We start from the raw sequence: 18,536 nt of genomic DNA, 5'->3' as shown, positions 1-18,536 counted from the left end.
GGTACCCATTATGATGTTTACCGTCGATAAAGTCGTGGAATCCAATCTGCCCAATATCAACAGCAAGCCTTGGCTCGCCAAGCCAACCAAGGCCTTACTGCGTTATCTTCTCAATGAGCGGGAGTGCAATGATATCGCCGGCCAATTCAGTTTTCTCAAGGGCGTGGATTTTGTTGAACAAGTGCTGGAAAGCTTTGCCGTCAGCTATACGGTGCCGGACAGTGAGGTGGAAAACATTCCCCATCAGGGCCGAGTCGTTATCTTCGCCAATCATCCAATAGGTTCGCTGGATGCTCTGGTGCTGATAAAACTTATCAGCGAAGTCAGGCCTGACATTAAAGTGGTTGCCAACGAGCTGCTGATGACACTGACGCCACTGCACAATATCCTGCTGCCGGTTCGCAATATGACTGGCGGAACCCCCAGACAACACCTGGAGAAGATCCATCAGCATCTGCGCAGTGAAGGCGCTGTGCTCATCTTTCCATCGGGTGAGGTTTCCAGGCTCAGACCAAGCGGCATTCGCGATACCCAGTGGCAAACCGGCTTCCTGAAGATGGCTATCAGCTGCAATGCGCCGCTGCTGCCCATGTATGTCGATGCCAAGAACTCGGCGACCTTTTACGGTGCTTCCATCTTGTATAAACCTTTGGCTACCCTGCTGTTGGTGAAGGAGATGTTTAAACAAGCCAGTAATACTCTGCCAGTGCGTATCGGCGAGCTTATCCCGGCCGAAGCGGTCAGCGGCAGTGACTTCCCACTCAAAACCCGGGTCAGTCTGCTGAAGAACCACCTCTATCGCATAGGCAAGAACCGCAGCCCACTGTTCAACACCCAGAGTGCCATCGCCCATCCGGAAAAACGTCGTGAGTTGCAACAGGCTTTACTGCAGTGCGAACAGCTTGGTCAAACTCAGGATGACAAACAGATTTTCCTCTATCGCCATCAGGGCAGCAGCCCAGTGATGCGGGAAATAGGTCGGCTGCGGGAACTGGCTTTTCGCGCCGTGGGTGAAGGCACGGGAAAACGCAGAGACATAGACAAATACGACTCCAGTTATCTGCACCTGGTACTCTGGGATCCCAAGGAACTGGAGATAGTCGGCGCCTACCGCTTTGCCGAAGTCGCCCGCTTGCACAATGCAGGTGAAAACCTCTACAGTGAGTCACTGTTTCACTATCAATCAGAATTTGCTCCCTATTTCGCCAAGGGCCTGGAGCTCGGCCGCAGCTTTGTGCAGCCTAAATATTGGGGAAAGCGCAGTCTCGATTATCTCTGGTACGGCATAGGTGCCTTTCTGGCTCGTCATCCCGGCTACCGCTACCTTTTCGGTCCTGTGACCATAAGCAATCAGTTGCCGGCACAGGCCAAGGAGATGTTGGTGCACTTCTACCTGCAGCAGTTTCCCTGTAAGACACAGCTGGCACAGTCTTTCACGCCTTTTGGTCTGCCTCCTGAGCGCCAGGCTGAGCTGGATAAGCTCTATGTTGATTCAGATTACCAAGGCGCATTCAAACTGCTCAAGCAGACCCTTGCCAGTATGGGCGCCGCTGTGCCAACTCTCTACAAGCAATACGGCGAACTTTGCCAGCCTGATGGGGTGCGCTTTCTCGCCTTTGGAGTAGATGCCGACTTTGCCGACTGTATCGATGGTTTGGTGCTGGTGGACTTGGACAAACTCAAGTTCAAGAAACGCAGCCGCTATATCGATTGTCATCTGCAGGAACTCAATCAGCAAGATGACAACGCTCCGAGTTAGCATTATTGACAGGGCTCTGATATAACAAAGAAAAGGTTATGGAGGATCCCTATGCAGCTCTGCATCGCCGATATCATGATCACCCGGGTCGTTACAGTGGAAATGGACGACCGCCTGAGTGTGGCCAAAGAGATATTTCATCATGCAGGCTTTCATCATCTACTGGTGGTGGATGATGAAAGCAAGCTGGAAGGCGTCTTGTCCGAGCGGGATCTGCTGCGGGCCTTAAGCCCCAATCTTGGCAGCGAAACGGCCACCAGCAGAGATCTGGAGACCCTCAATAAGCGGGTGCATCAAGTGATGAGCCGTAATCCTGTGACCGTTGCGCCGCATCTAGGCTTGGCGCAGGCATCCAGACTACTGCTGGAGAAAGATATAGGTTCACTGCCGGTACTGGAAAACGGTGAGATTGTCGGCATAGTGACCTGGAAGGATCTATTGCGAGCCTATTGCTGTTAACCACAATAGGCTCAGACTTCATAGGCCTGAGTGAAAGCTATCTCAGAGTTACCTCATCCAACTTACGGGCCTTTTCAGAGCTGAACTCCTCATTGAGCAACACACACTCACTGGCCTGCTTGATATAGTAACGTTTCCCCTGAGCATCCTTGAGCGGCTTGCTACTCAAACGCGCCATCAATAGCGGCTGCTTTTCCAGATCCCAGCGATAAAAGGCAATTTGCTCTCCCTTGCTGGTGATCAAGTGACACTTCACCTCTTGCCGCTCGGCGGCTTGGGCAGTCAAAACGATACCGGGCAAGATGAGCAACAAGCCATATTTGATTGATTTCATCATTTCCAACACTCCGCAGAGGCGCCGCCTTTAACCCCGGCGTCAGTCAAGGTCAGCGTCTTGCACTTGCTGTCACGACTGGCCTGTACCCCTTGCGCCGTTGCTGTCAGGGTAAAACTGCCGGTGCCGGTTGACGCTATGCTGTAGTGACCATTTTCAGTAATAAAGGGGCTGGCATTGAGCCCCAGTTTGGTCATATCCGTGGCGTAAGTGCGATTGTCCAAATAGTACTGCTCCTGCAGATTGGCCAGTCGCATCAAGGCTGCATGAGCCTCAGCCCTGGTACTCTTGGCAATGTACTGCACATAAGAGGGATAAGCGATCGCCGCCAGTATGCCGATAATGACCACAGTGATCATGACTTCAATCAGGGTAAAACCCGCTGCTTTTTTCATCTCTTATCCTACTCATTCACATGATAATAAATCTTGTTGGTACTCAGGCCTGTATCCAGTGCCACTGTACCGGAACAGTTTTCACCGGTTTCATCACACTCACCGCGACCAATAATCAAGGCAGCATCTGGATTGTCCGGATTATCGGGGTCATCTGGATCTTTGGGTGGAGTAATGATCTTGGGTGGCTGAGGAATACAATCCTCACACACTTCCAAAAACTCATAATTGTAACGCCCGCCTTTATGCAGGTCGAAGCTATATAAACGGCCTGTTGATGATATTAAGCAACTACTCTCGGTTTCAGCTGTATCCTGAGCAGGAACAAAGGAGGTGAAGTAGACACGCCCTTTGATGATGGCCGAAGGTGAAAGACTCTTCTCACCAATGACAGAGAAGTTATAGTACCAGCCCAGCTTGGTACCAAAGTCGATATTCTCACTGTCGCTGCTTGGCGCCGCAGATGTCACATTGTAAAGGTTGGCCAAAGTGATCGGGCTGGGCACAGTCGCACCTGAGCCGCCAAAAGTCTTGGTCACCACGTTGCGATCCTGCAGCACAAAGAACATATCTTCAGTATCAGAATCAAGTGGTGATGCCCTGTTACCACTGCCGAGCGTGACGGCATCATAAGGTACGTTTTGATATGCCGTAGTAGTACTGGTGTTACCGTCGGCATCTGTCGTCGTCACCCGGGTGACATTGGTAAATACCGTCTGGGCTACCACAGGCTCATAGAAGAAGCGGCGATCGGAAGATGCCAGCGCGCCGCCCACAGAGGCAAACTTGAAGCCACTCCAACTGGAGGTGTTTTCTGAAGGCATATCCATGCGCCAGACATTACCACCAAGGTCTGCGGCATATAACCTGTCTGTAGCACCATCGCTGTTGCTGTCCAGAGTGGCTATTGAACCGGCAATACTGTGTTCTATGCCGGTCAACGCTGTGCCACCACCGACACCAAAGCTATGCTTGAGTACTCCGGTTTCGGCGTCGACCAAGTACACATTGCGGCCATCTGAGTTGCTGCCTGTGTTGGCGTCATATCCCAGATTGTAACCACCGCCGAAGATCACTACAGGTTTATCCGAACCCGGCACCTTAGTCACAACCGGTGTCGACCAAGTCTGCCCCATATTGGCAAACCCGGCGCTATTGTTGTCAATCCGCCACATCATTCGAGGTGAATCCGGGGCGGTAACATCGAAGCCATAGTAAGAACTCCCGCCCCGGCGCATGCCGAAAAAGATCCAAGCCTTGGTAATGGCACCCGAGTCGTTGCGCTCCAAATAGGAAACCGGCGAGCCATCTATGCCATAAACACTGTGACCATTGGCATAGCTGTTATCTCTGAGTTCCTGCACATTACTGAGTAGCTCATAGGGCATAAAGGCCCAACTCTCTTCAACACTGCTACCCGTGTCTTTGAAGGCATGTAACATACCATGGTTGGTGCCAACGAAAATGCGCACATTGCTATTGCCATCGCCACCAAAGTCAATGGCAAGCGGTTGCGAGTGCATGGGGTCACCCATGATATCGCCGCGAACCCCGTTGTAATCGTCAGAGGTAAATTTGCCGTTTTCATCTTTATCGACATTTTTACCCCTGATCCACTCAAAGGCTTTTTCCAGCTCAGAGCTTTCTGTACCGGCGGCTACACTCATGTTCATATGAGTCAACAAGGCAAGGTCACCACCGGCATAGCTGGAAGCCTGATTCTTGCTCAGAGTCGCCAGGCCGCCACCTACCTTGATGTTACTGTAGAGAGTACGGCTGTCAGGTACTATGGTTCTGGCTGCACCGCCTTCCTGTACATCGTTGCCATCAGGGTCCGGAGAGCAATTACTCCATAGACTACAAGCCGTGTCCGCAATACCACCCGAACTTGAGATAGCCGGTCTGTCGTTGGCATCTATCAGTACGCCAGAAGGGTTCACCTTCAACTTCTTTAGGTTACCGGCCCACTTGGGCCCTTGAGATGGGCTGAACAAGGCATAATAGGCAGAGTCCAGAGTACGGGTTGGGTCAGCATTACTGAAGGCTACCCCAGGCGCCGAAAACCTTTGTCCTTCGTCCGTGATACTGTCAAGCACACTACTGAAAGCTTGCTGTAATTCAGCCACGCTATTGGCGGCATGGTATTCTCCACCACCTCTCCTGGCCGCCTCCACCAATAAAGGCTCAGCAGCAGAGCCCTCCTCCAGCGCAAAACCTATGGTGTGAGTTACCACTCTTTGAAATTTTTGTGTCGAGGGCAGAATATCATTGCGGTTCATATAACTAGTTAATGCCGGTAAATAGCTTTTCTTTGCCCCGTAACGATCATAATCGTAGGTAAAAGGGTTGTAGTTACCATCGGAAGAAACACCAGAGGCACTGGTTATTGAAACAATTCTGTTGTTAGCAGAGTCGTCCAGGGTAGGCACACCGTCTGTTACATAAACTATATAGGCTACATCACTACAGACACTCATTGGAGATTCATAGCGGCCATTAATCTCGATAGTTGTATCATACATAGGCCGGTTGGCCTTGTACTTAATACTGCGGCTACTGTAGTCGCGATCATCGTGTCCAAAAGTAATAGGGCCGCCGCTAAAGTACCGGTAGGCTTCAAACAAAGTTTCACATAGTGGTGTGTTGGTTTCAGCTGGCAGGTTTTCAACCGTACTGATAAGGGTGTCTTTTTCAGGTGAAGTTCGCTTCTTTATTCCCGCAACTATCCGACCACCATCCCTATCACCTTCACGGGAATAATTCATGTTAAACACTGCCAGGCCAAAATCGACCGTCGGCATCGAACTTATTACCCCGGAGATAGCCGTCTTGGCAATATCCAGTCGGCTGAGATCCTGAGTATCATCCAACTCGCCGTTTTTATGTAAGGTATACCAACGCAGATAATTATCTGTATAAAGAGTAACTAGCTCTCCTTGGTTAAAACCTAGCTGTTTAGCATTATTCAGTGCATTGGCATCTGTGCCACCATATGGAAGATAGACTTTATTTTTACCGGCTCCAGATTCAACATTGTTCTGAGGATATCCACTACTATAGGTAACACCATCAACAGTAACTCCATTATTACCCGGATTGACTGCTTCAATATCCTCCCAGCAGTCCACCGGGTTGTTTTTTTCAGCACCGCTGTTTTCCTTAATAGGTTGCCAAGTCCCTTTACCTTGACCGGTAAATCGATATTCACGGATGTAACCGGTAAAACGGCCATACTTATCCAAAGCGGCTTTAGCGACGGCACAACCATTAAGCACCCCATTAAAACGTCTCGACTCCGAAGGACTGTCCGGCACAGGTAATGAACTATCATCCATCCCGGAGCCGACGGTAAAGTAGATCATCCTTCCTTGATATGAATGAGAAGAACCTACTGGGGGATAGTCCTTAGCTGGATCATAACCACCGGGGACATCCTGCTCAATTGTCCCCATGGATGCCGAATTATCAAAAATAATCAGCACCTTGGCCCGTCCCTGATTTGGCGGCGGGATCAAGTAAAGGTCTGTATCATCGGCCGAGACTTGCCCGGAAGAGCCAACCAGCACAAACAACAAACCGCATAAACACTTTTTGAGTTTCATGATCCGCTCCCGTTAAGCACTTCCTGCTCAACTCCTTCGATAACTGTCAGTTGCCCGAGGTTGTCCCGGCCGTACCTAACCTGGCTGGAAACCTCCACTCTTCGGCACTTGATAAGATCTGTACCGCTGGCATCCCTGCTACGCTGACAGGAAACATTCCTGGCATCCACAGTGCCATCACTCTTTAATGGCAGAGGCGTCAAAACCTGAGTGCCACCCGAATAGCTGTTGCCTGTATCTATCGCTGTCATTGTCGCCAATTCTGCTTGGCTCTTGGCATTCAATACCGCCTGCAAACCACCGTCGGCCAAGGCCTTGGCTTCCACCCGCTCGGCACCGGCGCCGGCCATACGCAGCGACTGACTGGAGTTAACTGCCAGAGCCACCCCAATCAGGGTCAGAATAATCAAGAGGATAAGTGCGAAGAACAGTACGACTCCCCGCTGTTGTCTTATTTTCATCTGCTTAGTTCCTAATCAACACAGGGTTTTCAAGTACCACTGTGGTCGAAACCACTTTCCGGCGGAAGTTATCGCCACCACCACTGATGGCTCTGTCGCCGGTTTTGTCGCCCAGTGAGTAAGTCGCATTATTGGTGTAACTATTGTCAGCATTGGGCGAACGCACCAATAAAAATATTCTCAATGCCACTATTCGCTGGAACAACTGGTTGTCCCACATCAGATCCGTCACATTCTGTACCGGCATAAAGCTATCGGCCGTGTCATCACCGTTCTCGTCGAAACCATAGAGAATACGCATGTTTTCGATACCCTCGACCAAGGGCTCGTCTACGTTCATTCCGCTGGCAGAGAGTGATTTACGGGTCAGAACCGGCACGCCGTTGTTGTCTTTAATAAAGTAGACATGGTGTTGGTATTCCCACACCCTCTGGTTTTCAAGGCCGGGATCTGTATCTTTAAAAAACACCGCCTGGCTGGCCGTTGCTGCCACCCGAAAACCACTGGTGGCTCCGGGAGGGCCTACCAGTCGTTTAATCTGAATCACATCAGTCCCTGTCATCGCTGAATTGACACAGCTCAGTGAGCCGGCACTCACCCCGGCCTCGTACCCCCAAAGACGTCTGAAGTGGGCCGGTTGGCCATTGGGCAGAGTGGCATTGTTGAGCCCTTGTCCAATACAATCTGTCCCGACAGCATCATCGACCCGAGCGTTGGTACCCAGCACGAAATCTGTCCCTGTCATATCACCAAAGAAGCCTACCTGACTGAGATCCGGCACCATGATGGCCAACGCAATACGGCCATTTTCCTGTAACTGATTGAACTGCCCTGTGGTAGTAACATTAGTGGCAGACATACTGAACATGGCGAACAATCCGAGCGCCAGAAACAGACTGATGACCATGGCCACCATGAGTTCTACCAGAGAAAAACCCGACTGCTTTGAATTTTTCACACTCACCGCCTTAACCTTGATTGATCACTGTCTTGAGGATAAAGACCCGCCGGCGCTTACCCAAGCTACTGCCGCAGTCAGTCGTTTCATAGGCGGTGCCGGCGGTTTCCTGAATGCCTCGCCATGCCATCACAATAGTGACATTGCTGCCATTGACATTCAGACAAGCGGTAGCACTGTCGAGGCCGCCGACATTCTGGCTGCCCACGGCTTCAGCGGCGCCGGTAAAGAGTTCTTGCCATTGGAAAAGATCCCAGGCCAGAGTCTCGGCAGCAGTACAGGTAACAGTGGCGCCAAGGGCCACATCGCAGGATTTTGCAGGAGCACTTCCGCCCCCGGAATAGGGAGAACCGTCGTCGTAATTATTCAGTACCGTGTTATTAAGCTTCATCCGATTGAGGATATCGTTGGCAAAGTATGCCGCCTGAGTCTGTTGAAATGATTCAAAGCTGGCGCGCTTTGCCACTATATGTAAATTAAATATCCCGATAAGCCCTATCACCAAAATGACGAGCGCTACCATAACCTCAATCAGAGAGAATCCCTCTCTCCGTTTTTTCATCTGTGTCAAATCTCCAGACAATGCCATGTTTTTGACAATAAATTCAGCCTATTAGTTCTTTAATATCTTATAGTTAGCTCAAGACCACAATAATACCTGTTAATGATAGTTGAGTCGAATGTAAATCTCCAGTAACAAAGAACGCTAATAAATTCAAGCCTTATAAGAGGTATTTTTTCCATAAAAAAAAGAGGCTTAGATAGCCTCTTCTTAAAATGCTTTTTGCTTATATAAGCGCAATAAATCCGCGGCTTCTTACCTTAGCTCCACAGGAACGGCAAACACGGTATCTTCCTTGCGCCCTTCCACTTCGGTCACCACGCTTGGCGCCAGTTTGGCTATGGCCTCAACCACCTGCTGCACCAACACCTCAGGAGCAGAAGCCCCTGCAGTAACCGCAACCTTGCTGACGCCATCAAACCAATCCCGCTCAACATCATCGGCGTTATCCACCAAATAGGCCTGAGTGCCAGACTTGAGCGCCAATTCGCGCAGTCTGTTGGAGTTTGAGCTGTTTTTGGAGCCAACCACTATCAACAAGTCCACATCCTGGGCCATCTTACGTACCGCATCCTGGCGGTTTTGGGTCGCGTAGCAGATATCGTCTTTACGAGGACCTTCAATCGAAGGGAACCGCTTCTGCAGTGCAGCAATAATATCCAGGGTATCATCCACCGACAGCGTGGTTTGGGTGACAAAGCAGAGATTGTCCGGCTCTTTCACCTGCAATGCATCCACGTCGGCCGGAGACTCAATGAGATAGACTCCCCCTTCAGGGTTATCGTACTGCCCCATGGTGCCTTCCACTTCGGGATGACCGGCATGACCGATAAGAATGCACTCAATCCCCTTACGACTGGCGCGGGTCACCTGCAGATGCACCTTAGTCACCAGAGGACAGGTGGCATCAAACACCTTAAGACCGCGACGCTTGGCCTCATTGCGCACCGCCTGCGACACCCCATGGGCACTGAAAATCACTATGCTGTTGTCGGGTACCTGATCCAGTTCGTCGACAAAAATCGCCCCGCGCTGCTTGAGATCTTCAACCACATAACGGTTATGCACCACTTCATGGCGCACATAGATAGGCGGGGAAAAGAGTTCCAGCGCCCGTTCCACTATACTGATGGCCCGATCGACACCGGCACAGAAGCCTCTGGGATTGGCCAGCAATATGTTAAGACCGGTAGATTTTGCTACTGACATTTCAAAGCTCCTGCAATACTTCCAGTTCAAATGTCACCTGATGGCCCGCCAGCGGATGGTTCAGATCCACTGTGACAGAATCACCGGCTATCTCCCTGACAATTCCGGGTATTTCACTGCCGCCAGGGCCGGCGAAACTGACGATAACGCCGGGTTCCAGCGTCATATCTGCCGGGAATCGGCTGCGATCCAAGTGATGAATGGCATCGGGATTGGACTCGCCGAAAGCATCGGCAGGGGCCAAGGTAAAGCTGTGATTGTCGCCGGTTTTCAGCTTAAGAAGCTCAGCCTCAAACGCCGGGCTCAGACTACCGTCACCGATATTGAGCCGGGCGGGTTTACCGGAGGCTTTGGTGCTGTCGGCGGTCGAGCCGTCTTCCAGCAGTATATTCAGGTGACACAAGAGGGATTTCACATCAGACATCTGTGTTACTCCTTGGCTTCATTCTGCTTGGCAGCGGCCTTGTCACCGCCGAAAAATGAATCCCAGATGATCAGGACTGCGCCAACACAGATAGCCGAGTCAGCGATATTGAATGCCGGGTAGTGACTGGTTTTCCAGTAGAAATCGAGGAAGTCCACCACAAAACCGTGCATCAGGCGATCGACAAGATTTCCCAGCGCGCCGCCTATTACCAGAGTGTAAGCCAGGTTTAGGCGCCACAATCCGGCCGATTGCCGTCTGAGCCAAACGGTCAGCAACACACTGAAACCGACAGCGACGGCGGTAAATAACCAACGCTGCCAGCCACCGGCATCACTGAGGAAGCTGAAGGCGGCGCCGTAGTTGCGCACATAGGTCAGATTAAAGAAAGGCAACAGCTGCACCGATTCATACAGCTTGAAGTTACCCAATACCCACTGTTTGGACAGCTGGTCAGCCAAAAAAGCCAACACAGCCACCCAATACCAGCGCAGGCCACTTTGTTTCCAGTCTGCGGGCATGTTTATTATCCTCAGGCGAACAGGCGTTGTTCACCTTCTCCTTCGATATTGGTCACACAGCGGCCACACAGCAGTGGATGCTCGGCGATCTGGCCAACGTCTTCTCTGTGGTGCCAGCAGCGGTCACACTTGGCCGCTTCAGACTTGGCGACGCTGAGCTTAAGTGATGCCAGCTCAGTTTCACGGGCATCGGCAGGTGCATCGGCAAGCGGCTTAACCACAGCCTTGGAGGTCAGCAGCACAAAGCGCAGCTCGTCACCCAGTTTGGCCAAAGCTTCGGTCAGCGCCGCATCGGCAAACAGAGTTACCTCGGCTTCCAGCGCGCCGCCGATTAGTTTATCGCGGCGGCCCTGCTCCAGTGCCTTGTTGACTTCATCACGAACCTGCAGCAACTGTGCCCAGTATTCATCACTCAGATCTGAGTCCAGCTGTACGGCCTTGAGGCCCTGGTACCATTCCTGAGTAAACACATAGGCGTCACGTTTACCCGGCAGCAACTGCCAGATTTCATCGGCAGTGAAGCTGAGGATAGGGGCAACCCAACGCACCATGGCTTCGGCAATCAGATACAGAGCCGACTGACAGCTGCGACGGGCGTGACCATCACGCTTGGCGGTGTACTGCCTGTCCTTGATGATATCCAGATAGAAGCTGCCCAATTCAACCGAGCAGAACTGCATCAGCTTCTGGGTCACTATGTGGAAGTTGTAGGCATCATAGGCTTCCAACAACTCTTCCTGCAGCTTGGCGGCGCGGCGCACCACCCAACGATCCAGCGCCACCATGTCTTCGATGGCGATCATGTCTGTCTCTGGCTCAAAACCGCTCAGGTTGGCCAACAGGAAGCGGGCGGTGTTACGGATACGGCGATAAGCATCGGCGCTACGGTTGAGGATCTCATCGGATACCGTCATTTCACCGCTGTAGTCGGTAGAAGCCACCCACAGACGCAGAATATCGGCGCCCAGTTTGTTGGTTACCTGCTGTGGTGCAATCACGTTGCCGATGGACTTGGACATCTTGCGGCCCTTGCCATCCACGGTAAAGCCGTGAGTCAGTACCTGCTTGTATGGAGCCTTGCCGTTCATGGCGGTTGAAATCATCAGTGATGACATGAACCAACCACGGTGCTGATCCGAGCCTTCCAGATAGAGGTCAATTCCCTGCCCCTGGAATTCAGGGCGGGCACCAACCACTGATGAGAAGGTAGAACCTGAGTCATACCAAACATCCAGAGTGTCGGTCACTTTGCGGTACTGAGCCGCATCTTCACCCAGGAGCTCAGACTCATCCAGATCCCACCAGGCTTGAATGCCCTGCTGCTCAATGCGATGAGCAACACGCTCCATCAAGGCCACACTATCTGGATGCAGCTCTTCGGTTTCCTTGTGAACAAACAGAGTGATAGGCACGCCCCAGGTACGCTGGCGCGAGATACACCAGTCAGGACGATTCTCGACCATCTTTTCAATCCGGCTCTGTCCCCAATCAGGGATCCACTGGGTTTGCTCGATTTCACCCATGGCTTGAGCACGCAGCCCTTTGTTATCCATGGAGATAAACCACTGCGGTGTGGCGCGGAAGATAATAGGAGTCTTGTGGCGCCAGCAGTGTGGATAGCTGTGACGATAGGCTTCACGGTGCAGCAAGGCATCTTTTTCCTGCAGCAGCGCCACAATTTCATCATTGGCCTTGAACACGTGTTTGCCGGCAAACAGCGGGGTATCCGCCTTGTAAACGCCATTATCACCCACAGGATTAGCCACTTCCAGACCGTACTTCTGGCCAACCACAAAGTCGTCCTGACCGTGTCCAGGTGCTGTGTGTACCACACCAGTACCGGATTCGGTGGTCACATGATCGCCAAGAATCGCCGGCACACTGAAATCATAGAAAGGGTGCTGGAACTGCATCAACTCAAGTTCGGCACCTTTGGCACGACCAAGGTTCTGATGGCTCTTGACGCCATAACGGGCGATACAGCTTTCCACCAGGGCTTCCGCCAGAATAACGGCTTGCCTGGCACCTTTTTCAGACTCAATCTCCACCAGCACATAGTCCAAATCCGGGCTCAGAGACAGCGCGCGGTTGGCAGGTAAGGTCCAGGGAGTGGTAGTCCAGATAACCATGGAAACTGGCGCTTGATACTCAGTAACCCCGAAAACGGCCAAAACTTTAGTCTTGTCCACAGCGGTAAAAGCCACGTCTATAGCCGGTGAAGTCTTGTCTTCATATTCCACTTCGGCTTCGGCCAGGGCAGAACCACAGTCGGTACACCAATGCACCGGCTTAACCCCTTTGTGCAGGTGGCCGTTGTCAATCACTTTGGCCAATGAGCGAATGATGTTGGCCTCAGTGCTGAAATCCATGGTCAGGTAAGGTTTAAACCAGTCACCGAGCACGCCGAGACGGATAAAGTCATTGCGCTGGCCATCCACCTGTTTGGCGGCATACTTACGGCACTCGTCACGAAACTCGGCAGCAGAGATTTTCTGCCCTGGCTTACCGACTTTCTGTTCTACCTTAAGTTCAATCGGCAGACCATGGCAGTCCCAACCTGGCACGTAAGGCGCATCAAATCCTGACAAGGTCTTGGACTTGATAATAATATCTTTGAGGATCTTGTTAACTGAGTGACCAATATGAATATCGCCATTCGCATATGGAGGGCCATCGTGCAGAATGAACAGCTTGCGGCCAATACGGCTATCACGGATCTGTTGGTACAGATTCTCCTCGGTCCAGCGTTTCAACATCTCTGGCTCGCGATTTGCCAAATTACCACGCATCGGAAACTCGGTTTCCGGCAAATTCAAAGTTGATTTATAGTCGCTCATTGATCCTATACCATTAATTTAGCTAAGAGAGCTCAGCCTGCTTCATTGCTGAGTAAGGCGCGAGCCTCATCAGCGTCATTCATTATTTGTTTCTTAAGTGCCTCAAGGGACTCGAACGGTTTCTCGTCACGGATCTTGGCCACTAATTCCACTTCTACTTTACGCCCGTAGAGGTCACCTTCAAAGTCAAACAGGTGCACTTCCAACTGGCAGTTTTGTCCCTGAACCGTGGGTCGAAACCCCACATTGGCAACACCATCGTATTGCTCACTGCCATCCCACCAGAGCCTGACCGCAAATACGCCCCTCACAGGAACCACCTTGCGCTTCATGGCGATATTGGCAGTGGGGAACCCCAGCGTCCGGCCCAGCTTTTTCCCATGGGCCACCTTACCACTGAGAGTATAGGGATGTCCCAATAAACGTCTGGCCTGCTCAAGATTGCCCTTGGCCAGCGCATCTCTGACCATGGTGGAACTGACCCTGTGATCACAAACCAAAAAGCTTTGGGTACTGACTACCGCAAAACCGTGCTGTTCACCGGCAGAGCGAAGCAGCTCAAAATTGCCCTGACGAGCCCGTCCAAAACAGAAATCGTCACCGACTACCAGATACTTGACCCCAAGTTTACGCACCAGCAGCTCTTCGACAAACTCCTTGGCCGGCATTTGGGCAAACTTTTGATTGAAATTGACACACACAAGCCTGTCTATTCCAAGTTCAGCAAGCAGCTTGACCTTGTCGCGAAGCAGGCTCAAGCGCGCAGGGGCATCCTGGCCGCGAAACAGTTCCTGCGGTTGCGGCTCAAATGTCATCAGGGTGGCCGGCAAACCAAAGTGACGTGCCTTCTTGACCAGATTGGCTATCACTTCGGCATGGCCCCTGTGCACACCATCGAAGTTACCTATGGTCAGCACACAACCGCGATGGGCCGGCAATATATTGTGTATTCCGCGAATCAGTTCCATGAAATCAACGACCGCTCAAACGTAAATTGGCGGATTATATAACAGCTCGGCAGCAGAATCAGCCCTCAGTTCCGGGCTTTGAGCCGCCATGGACGGATCCCAAGCAGCACCAGTGCGATAAAATACCCCAGAGCGCCACCTAAGATCAGGGCAAACAAATGGCTGATTCGCTCAACAAACGACCAGCCAAGCCATTGTGCCTGCTCTGGAGAAAAGTAGAGCAACAGGGCCACCATTACGACAGTAGCTAGTAATGCCTTGATAAAAAAGATGATTGTTTGTTTGCTGACTCTATAAACACCGGCCAGATGCAAACCGCGATATAACAGGGAAGCGTTGAGTAAAGCAGACAGAGAAGTGGCGATCGCCAGCCCTACATATCCAAATGGCACGGCAAAAATAATATTGAAACCCATGTTGCTAACCATAGCAATGATGCCATAACGCACAGGTGTCTTGGTGTCCTGACGGGCATAATATCCGGGCGCCAACACCTTGATCAGCATAAAACTCAACAAGCCTGTGCCGTAGGCCACCAGAGAATAGGAAGCCATTTCCACGTCACTGATGCTAAAGGCGCCACGCATAAAAAGCACCATCAACATCGGCTGAGCCAATACAATCAGCCCCATCATGGCCGGTAAACCCAGCAGCATAATGGCACGAATCCCCCAATCCATGGTGCGACCAAAGCCCTCACCCTCAGCATTGACATGGTTTTTGGATAGAGCAGGTAAAATAACAGTGGCGATGGCAATACCAAATAATCCCAGCGGAAACTCCAACAAACGGTCTGAATAATAGAGCCAACTGATAGAACCTGTGACCAGGAAACTGGCAATAAAGGTATCCAGCATCAGGTTGATTTGCGATACAGATACCCCAAACAGTGCCGGGATCATCAGAGTACGGATTTTGACCACTCCCGGATGATTCCAGCCCCATGAGGGCCGGACCAGTGCTTTTTCCTGCAGCAGAAAAGGAATTTGAAACAAAAACTGAATCACACCACCAAAGAACACCCCCCAGGCCAAACCTATTTCAGGCTTATCCAGGGTGGGGCTCAACCATAGGGCAGCGGCGATAATGGCAACATTGAGAAATACCGGGGTAAAGGCTGAAACGGCAAAGCGGCCCCGGGTATTGAGAATCGAGCCGGCCAAGGCGGTGAAAGTGATAAACCATAGATAGGGAAAGGTGATCTTCAGCATTAACGAGGCCAGTTCAAACTTGGCACCGTCAGGCTCGTCATTGACCCAGGCCATAAACCAGCCGGCTCCGAACAAAGCGGTCAATATTGGCGAAGCCAGAACCCCAATCAGGGTCACTACTGTTACCAATAACCCCAAGGTACCGGCAACCTTTGATAATAAGAGTTTGACCTCTTCGCTGGACTCTTTCTCCTGATACTGAGTCAATACAGGTACAAAAGCCTGAGCAAAGGCACCTTCAGCAAACAAGCGCCGCAAAAAGTTAGGGATCTTGTTGGCAAAAAAGAACACATCGGCACTGCTGCCCGCGCCCATCAAGTTGGCGACTACCACATCCCGTACTAATCCCAGCACACGAGAAATCAAGGTCATGACGCTGACAATGGCGCCGGACCGTACCAATTTTTTGCTCAAATATTCCCCCAGAAGACTCAAGCCGCCATAAACGGCGACAAGTCTCAAAAATTCCACTTAAGCTCTGTCACATGCCAGCAATTGCTGGTAGAATTGCGCCACATCTTACACGAGTTGGGTTGAGGATAGCCAAATCAGGTTGGATTAATTTATCTTTATGATGGATATTCAATCATTGTCATTGACAAAGTGGCGAAAACCGGGCATTCTCCTCGGCCTTTAAAAGTATCAAATCCAGTTTTTAGGAGTTGCACCTTGGCTAATAGCAAGACTGCAAAGAAGCGCGCGCTTCAATCAGAAAAGCGTCGTCAACACAACGCTAGCCGTCGCTCTATGTTGCGTACCTACGTGAAAAAAGTTATCGCTGCTATCAAAGCTGGCGATCACAAAGCGGCTACTGAAGCTTTCGCTGTTGCACAACCCATTCTTGACCGTATGGCAACCAAAGGCCTGATCCACAAGAACAAGGCTGCCCGTCATAAGGCTCGTCTGAACGCTCGTATCAAAGCACTGGCTGCTTAATTCGATACCAGCATAAAAAAAACCGGCATTTGCCGGTTTTTTTATATCTGAAATTCAATAACATCAATGACAATAGATGTTATTCAACAGCTTGATGATTTCGCGCACTTCTTCACTCTTGAGCGAATAGTACACTGTCTGGGCTTCTTTGCGGGTTGCCACCAGATTGTCTTTCCGCAACCAAGCTAGATGCTGAGATAAAGCCGACTGACTCAATCCCAGTTTCTTGTTCATTTCCCCAACGCACATCTCTCCCTCACTCAGGAGATAGCACAGAATAAATAAACGCCTCTCATTGGCCAGCGCCTTCAATAATACGACGGCATGGTCCGCTCGCTGCTGCATCAACTCAATATTCATGACGAGCCTATTCTCCTAATACAAACTCCGTCCCTAATATAGCCTTGCCTTACGGAGATAGTCGGGACATAAAGCACACTTTTTGTTAGATTGTTTTCAAAAATGGGACATACCTAATAAAAACAAAGGAAACACATGAAAAACTATCGAACCGCCCTGTTACTCCCACTGTTGATTTCTTCACTTATTGGTTGTCAATCCCCCTCTCCTTCCAATACAAATCAACTGCTTGCTGAATCATTGCAGCAAAAAGCCCTAGATTCTGACCTCGGCTTTCAAATTGTGGAATCTTTAACAGTGGAAGTCGGCCCTCGCCTGGCCGGTAGCCCAAAAGACGCCATGGCGGTTGCCTGGGCGGAGAAAAAGCTACAGTCACTGGGTTTTGACCGTGTCTATAAGGAAGCGGTGGAAGTCCCTGTGTGGGAGCGCGGTGAAGCCAGCGCCAGCATAGTGGCCCCCTTCCAACAGCCTCTGGTCATCACGGCCTTAGGCGGCAGCGTTGCCACCCCGGCAGAGGGCATTACGGCCAAGATAGTCCGCTTTGACAGCCTGGCTGCACTTAAAGAAGCCAATCCTGATGATGTTGCCGGGAAAATTGTCTTTATCGATCAGAAAACCGAGCGCCACAAGACAGGTAAAGGTTACGGCAAGAGCGTAGGTGGCCGCTCAAGAGGCGCCATAGAGGCGGCGCGTAAAGGAGCCTTGGCAATAGTTATCCGTTCGATAGGTACAGATCATGACCGTATGGCTCACACAGGTACCATGCGCTATGAAGAAGGCTTGAAGCGGATCCCGGCTGCGGCCATGTCGGCGCCGGATGCCGACCTTGTCAATGCCATGCTCAAGCGCTCTGCCGATATCACTCTCACGTTGAAGATGTCACCCGAGAACAAGGGCAGCGCCATTTCCTATAACGTCATCGCCGAAGTCACCGGCAGCAGCAAGCCAGATGAAATCGTGCTGATAGGGGCTCATCTGGACTCCTGGGATGAAGGTACAGGGGCCATAGATGACGGTGCCGGAGTCGCGATTGTCACTGCGGCCGGGAAGCTTATCCAGGATTTACCTGTAAAACCTGCACGCACAGTACGTGTCGTGCTTTATGCGGCCGAAGAGATAGGCTTGGTTGGTGGTAAGGCTTATGCCAAAGCCCACGCTGCAGAGCTGGATAAACACTATATCGCTGCAGAATCCGATTTCGGGGCAGGCCCTATCTACCGCATTGACTTTCAGGTCAATGACCAAGTGCTGCCCAAACTACAGCAACTGACCCAGCTGATGCAGCGAAACGGCGTTGCCGCCGGTGACAACAGCGCCTATGGTGGCCCGGATGTTTCCATGCTGCCGGCCAGTGGCGTTCCTGTCGCCTCCCTGCGCCAGGATGGTACCGATTACTTCGACTACCACCATACCCCCAACGATACCCTGGACAAGATAGATCCCAAGGCGCTGGCACAAAACATTGCGGCCTATGCCCAGTTCGCCTATTTGATGGCACAGTCTGAACTGGAACTGCGGCCACTGCCTGCCAAACAATAAA

The 18,536-nt window shown here is 51.3% G+C and carries 17 protein-coding genes; 4 read left to right on the top strand and 13 right to left on the bottom strand.

Going from position 1 to position 18,536, the window contains the following annotated elements; genetic code table 11:
• The first annotated feature begins 10 nt into the window (after positions 1–10).
• Together olsF and ACSHSR_RS06110 are read left to right on the top strand one after the other, a co-directional pair.
• Positions 11–1,759, top strand: a complete 1,749-nt coding sequence (gene olsF, locus ACSHSR_RS06115; RefSeq protein ID WP_275957365.1) for a bifunctional ornithine lipid synthase OlsF — start codon at positions 11–13, stop codon at positions 1,757–1,759.
• A gap of 51 nt (positions 1,760–1,810) precedes the next feature.
• Positions 1,811–2,218 (top strand): CBS domain-containing protein, encoded by a 408-nt coding sequence (locus ACSHSR_RS06110; protein WP_335902817.1) that lies wholly within the window; start codon positions 1,811–1,813, stop codon positions 2,216–2,218.
• A 37-nt stretch (positions 2,219–2,255) separates the two neighbouring features.
• On the opposite strand, the gene ACSHSR_RS06105 is transcribed toward ACSHSR_RS06110, so the two are convergent.
• The 12 genes from ACSHSR_RS06105 to murJ form a co-directional block, all read right to left on the bottom strand.
• Positions 2,256–2,555 (bottom strand): TapY2 family type IVa secretion system protein, encoded by a 300-nt coding sequence (locus tag ACSHSR_RS06105; protein WP_115390059.1) that lies wholly within the window; start codon positions 2,553–2,555, stop codon positions 2,256–2,258.
• Positions 2,552–2,947 (bottom strand): type IV pilin protein, encoded by a 396-nt coding sequence (locus tag ACSHSR_RS06100; RefSeq protein ID WP_028779812.1) that lies wholly within the window; start codon positions 2,945–2,947, stop codon positions 2,552–2,554. Before ACSHSR_RS06100 ends, ACSHSR_RS06105 begins: the two co-directional genes overlap by 4 nt.
• An 8-nt stretch (positions 2,948–2,955) precedes the next feature.
• Positions 2,956–6,549, bottom strand: a complete 3,594-nt coding sequence (locus tag ACSHSR_RS06095; RefSeq protein WP_062793895.1) for a pilus assembly protein — start codon at positions 6,547–6,549, stop codon at positions 2,956–2,958.
• Positions 6,546–7,004: a PilX N-terminal domain-containing pilus assembly protein gene (locus ACSHSR_RS06090; protein WP_044735902.1), complete on the bottom strand. Its 459-nt coding sequence runs from the start codon at positions 7,002–7,004 to the stop codon at positions 6,546–6,548. Before ACSHSR_RS06090 ends, ACSHSR_RS06095 begins: the two co-directional genes overlap by 4 nt.
• Before the next feature lie 10 nt (positions 7,005–7,014).
• Positions 7,015–7,974, bottom strand: coding sequence for a PilW family protein (locus ACSHSR_RS06085; RefSeq protein ID WP_025011915.1), 960 nt, complete (start codon positions 7,972–7,974; stop codon positions 7,015–7,017).
• 4 nt (positions 7,975–7,978) lie between these two features.
• Positions 7,979–8,530, bottom strand: coding sequence for a type IV pilus modification protein PilV (gene pilV / locus ACSHSR_RS06080; protein ID WP_115390057.1), 552 nt, complete (start codon positions 8,528–8,530; stop codon positions 7,979–7,981).
• A gap of 255 nt (positions 8,531–8,785) precedes the next feature.
• Positions 8,786–9,739 (bottom strand): 4-hydroxy-3-methylbut-2-enyl diphosphate reductase, encoded by a 954-nt coding sequence (gene ispH, locus ACSHSR_RS06075; protein ID WP_025011913.1) that lies wholly within the window; start codon positions 9,737–9,739, stop codon positions 8,786–8,788.
• A gap of 1 nt (position 9,740) precedes the next feature.
• Complete coding sequence (gene fkpB / locus ACSHSR_RS06070) at positions 9,741–10,163, bottom strand: FKBP-type peptidyl-prolyl cis-trans isomerase (RefSeq protein ID WP_025887209.1); 423 nt, start codon at positions 10,161–10,163, stop codon at positions 9,741–9,743.
• Between the two features lie 5 nt (positions 10,164–10,168).
• Positions 10,169–10,684 (bottom strand): signal peptidase II, encoded by a 516-nt coding sequence (lspA, locus tag ACSHSR_RS06065; protein WP_025011911.1) that lies wholly within the window; start codon positions 10,682–10,684, stop codon positions 10,169–10,171.
• A gap of 11 nt (positions 10,685–10,695) precedes the next feature.
• Positions 10,696–13,521 carry an isoleucine--tRNA ligase gene (gene ileS, locus ACSHSR_RS06060; protein WP_208184959.1) on the bottom strand — a complete coding sequence of 942 codons (2,826 nt, stop codon included), beginning with the start codon at positions 13,519–13,521 and terminating at the stop codon, positions 10,696–10,698.
• 32 nt (positions 13,522–13,553) lie between these two features.
• Positions 13,554–14,489 (bottom strand): bifunctional riboflavin kinase/FAD synthetase, encoded by a 936-nt coding sequence (gene ribF / locus ACSHSR_RS06055; RefSeq protein WP_115390055.1) that lies wholly within the window; start codon positions 14,487–14,489, stop codon positions 13,554–13,556.
• Between the two features lie 65 nt (positions 14,490–14,554).
• Complete coding sequence (murJ, locus tag ACSHSR_RS06050) at positions 14,555–16,114, bottom strand: murein biosynthesis integral membrane protein MurJ (protein WP_101059508.1); 1,560 nt, start codon at positions 16,112–16,114, stop codon at positions 14,555–14,557.
• A 255-nt stretch (positions 16,115–16,369) separates the two neighbouring features.
• Between murJ and rpsT the strand changes: the two genes are divergently transcribed.
• Entirely contained in the window at positions 16,370–16,636 is a 267-nt protein-coding gene (gene rpsT, locus ACSHSR_RS06045) for a 30S ribosomal protein S20 (RefSeq protein ID WP_025011908.1), read from the top strand.
• Between the two features lie 63 nt (positions 16,637–16,699).
• Here the strand turns inward: rpsT and ACSHSR_RS06040 are convergent, their stop codons facing one another.
• A complete protein-coding gene (locus ACSHSR_RS06040) occupies positions 16,700–16,996 on the bottom strand; it encodes an ArsR/SmtB family transcription factor (protein WP_025011907.1) in 297 nt (98 codons plus the stop codon).
• 135 nt (positions 16,997–17,131) lie between these two features.
• Between ACSHSR_RS06040 and ACSHSR_RS06035 the strand changes: the two genes are divergently transcribed.
• The gene (locus tag ACSHSR_RS06035; RefSeq protein ID WP_115390054.1) at positions 17,132–18,535 is read left to right on the top strand and encodes a M28 family metallopeptidase; all 1,404 of its coding nucleotides are present in this window, start codon (positions 17,132–17,134) and stop codon (positions 18,533–18,535) included.
• Position 18,536: the final 1 nt, after the last annotated feature.

Source organism: Shewanella sp. VK101, from assembly GCF_056497865.1.
The sequence above is the reverse complement of the archived record's forward strand: the minus strand, read 5'-3'. Positions and strand labels throughout refer to the sequence as shown.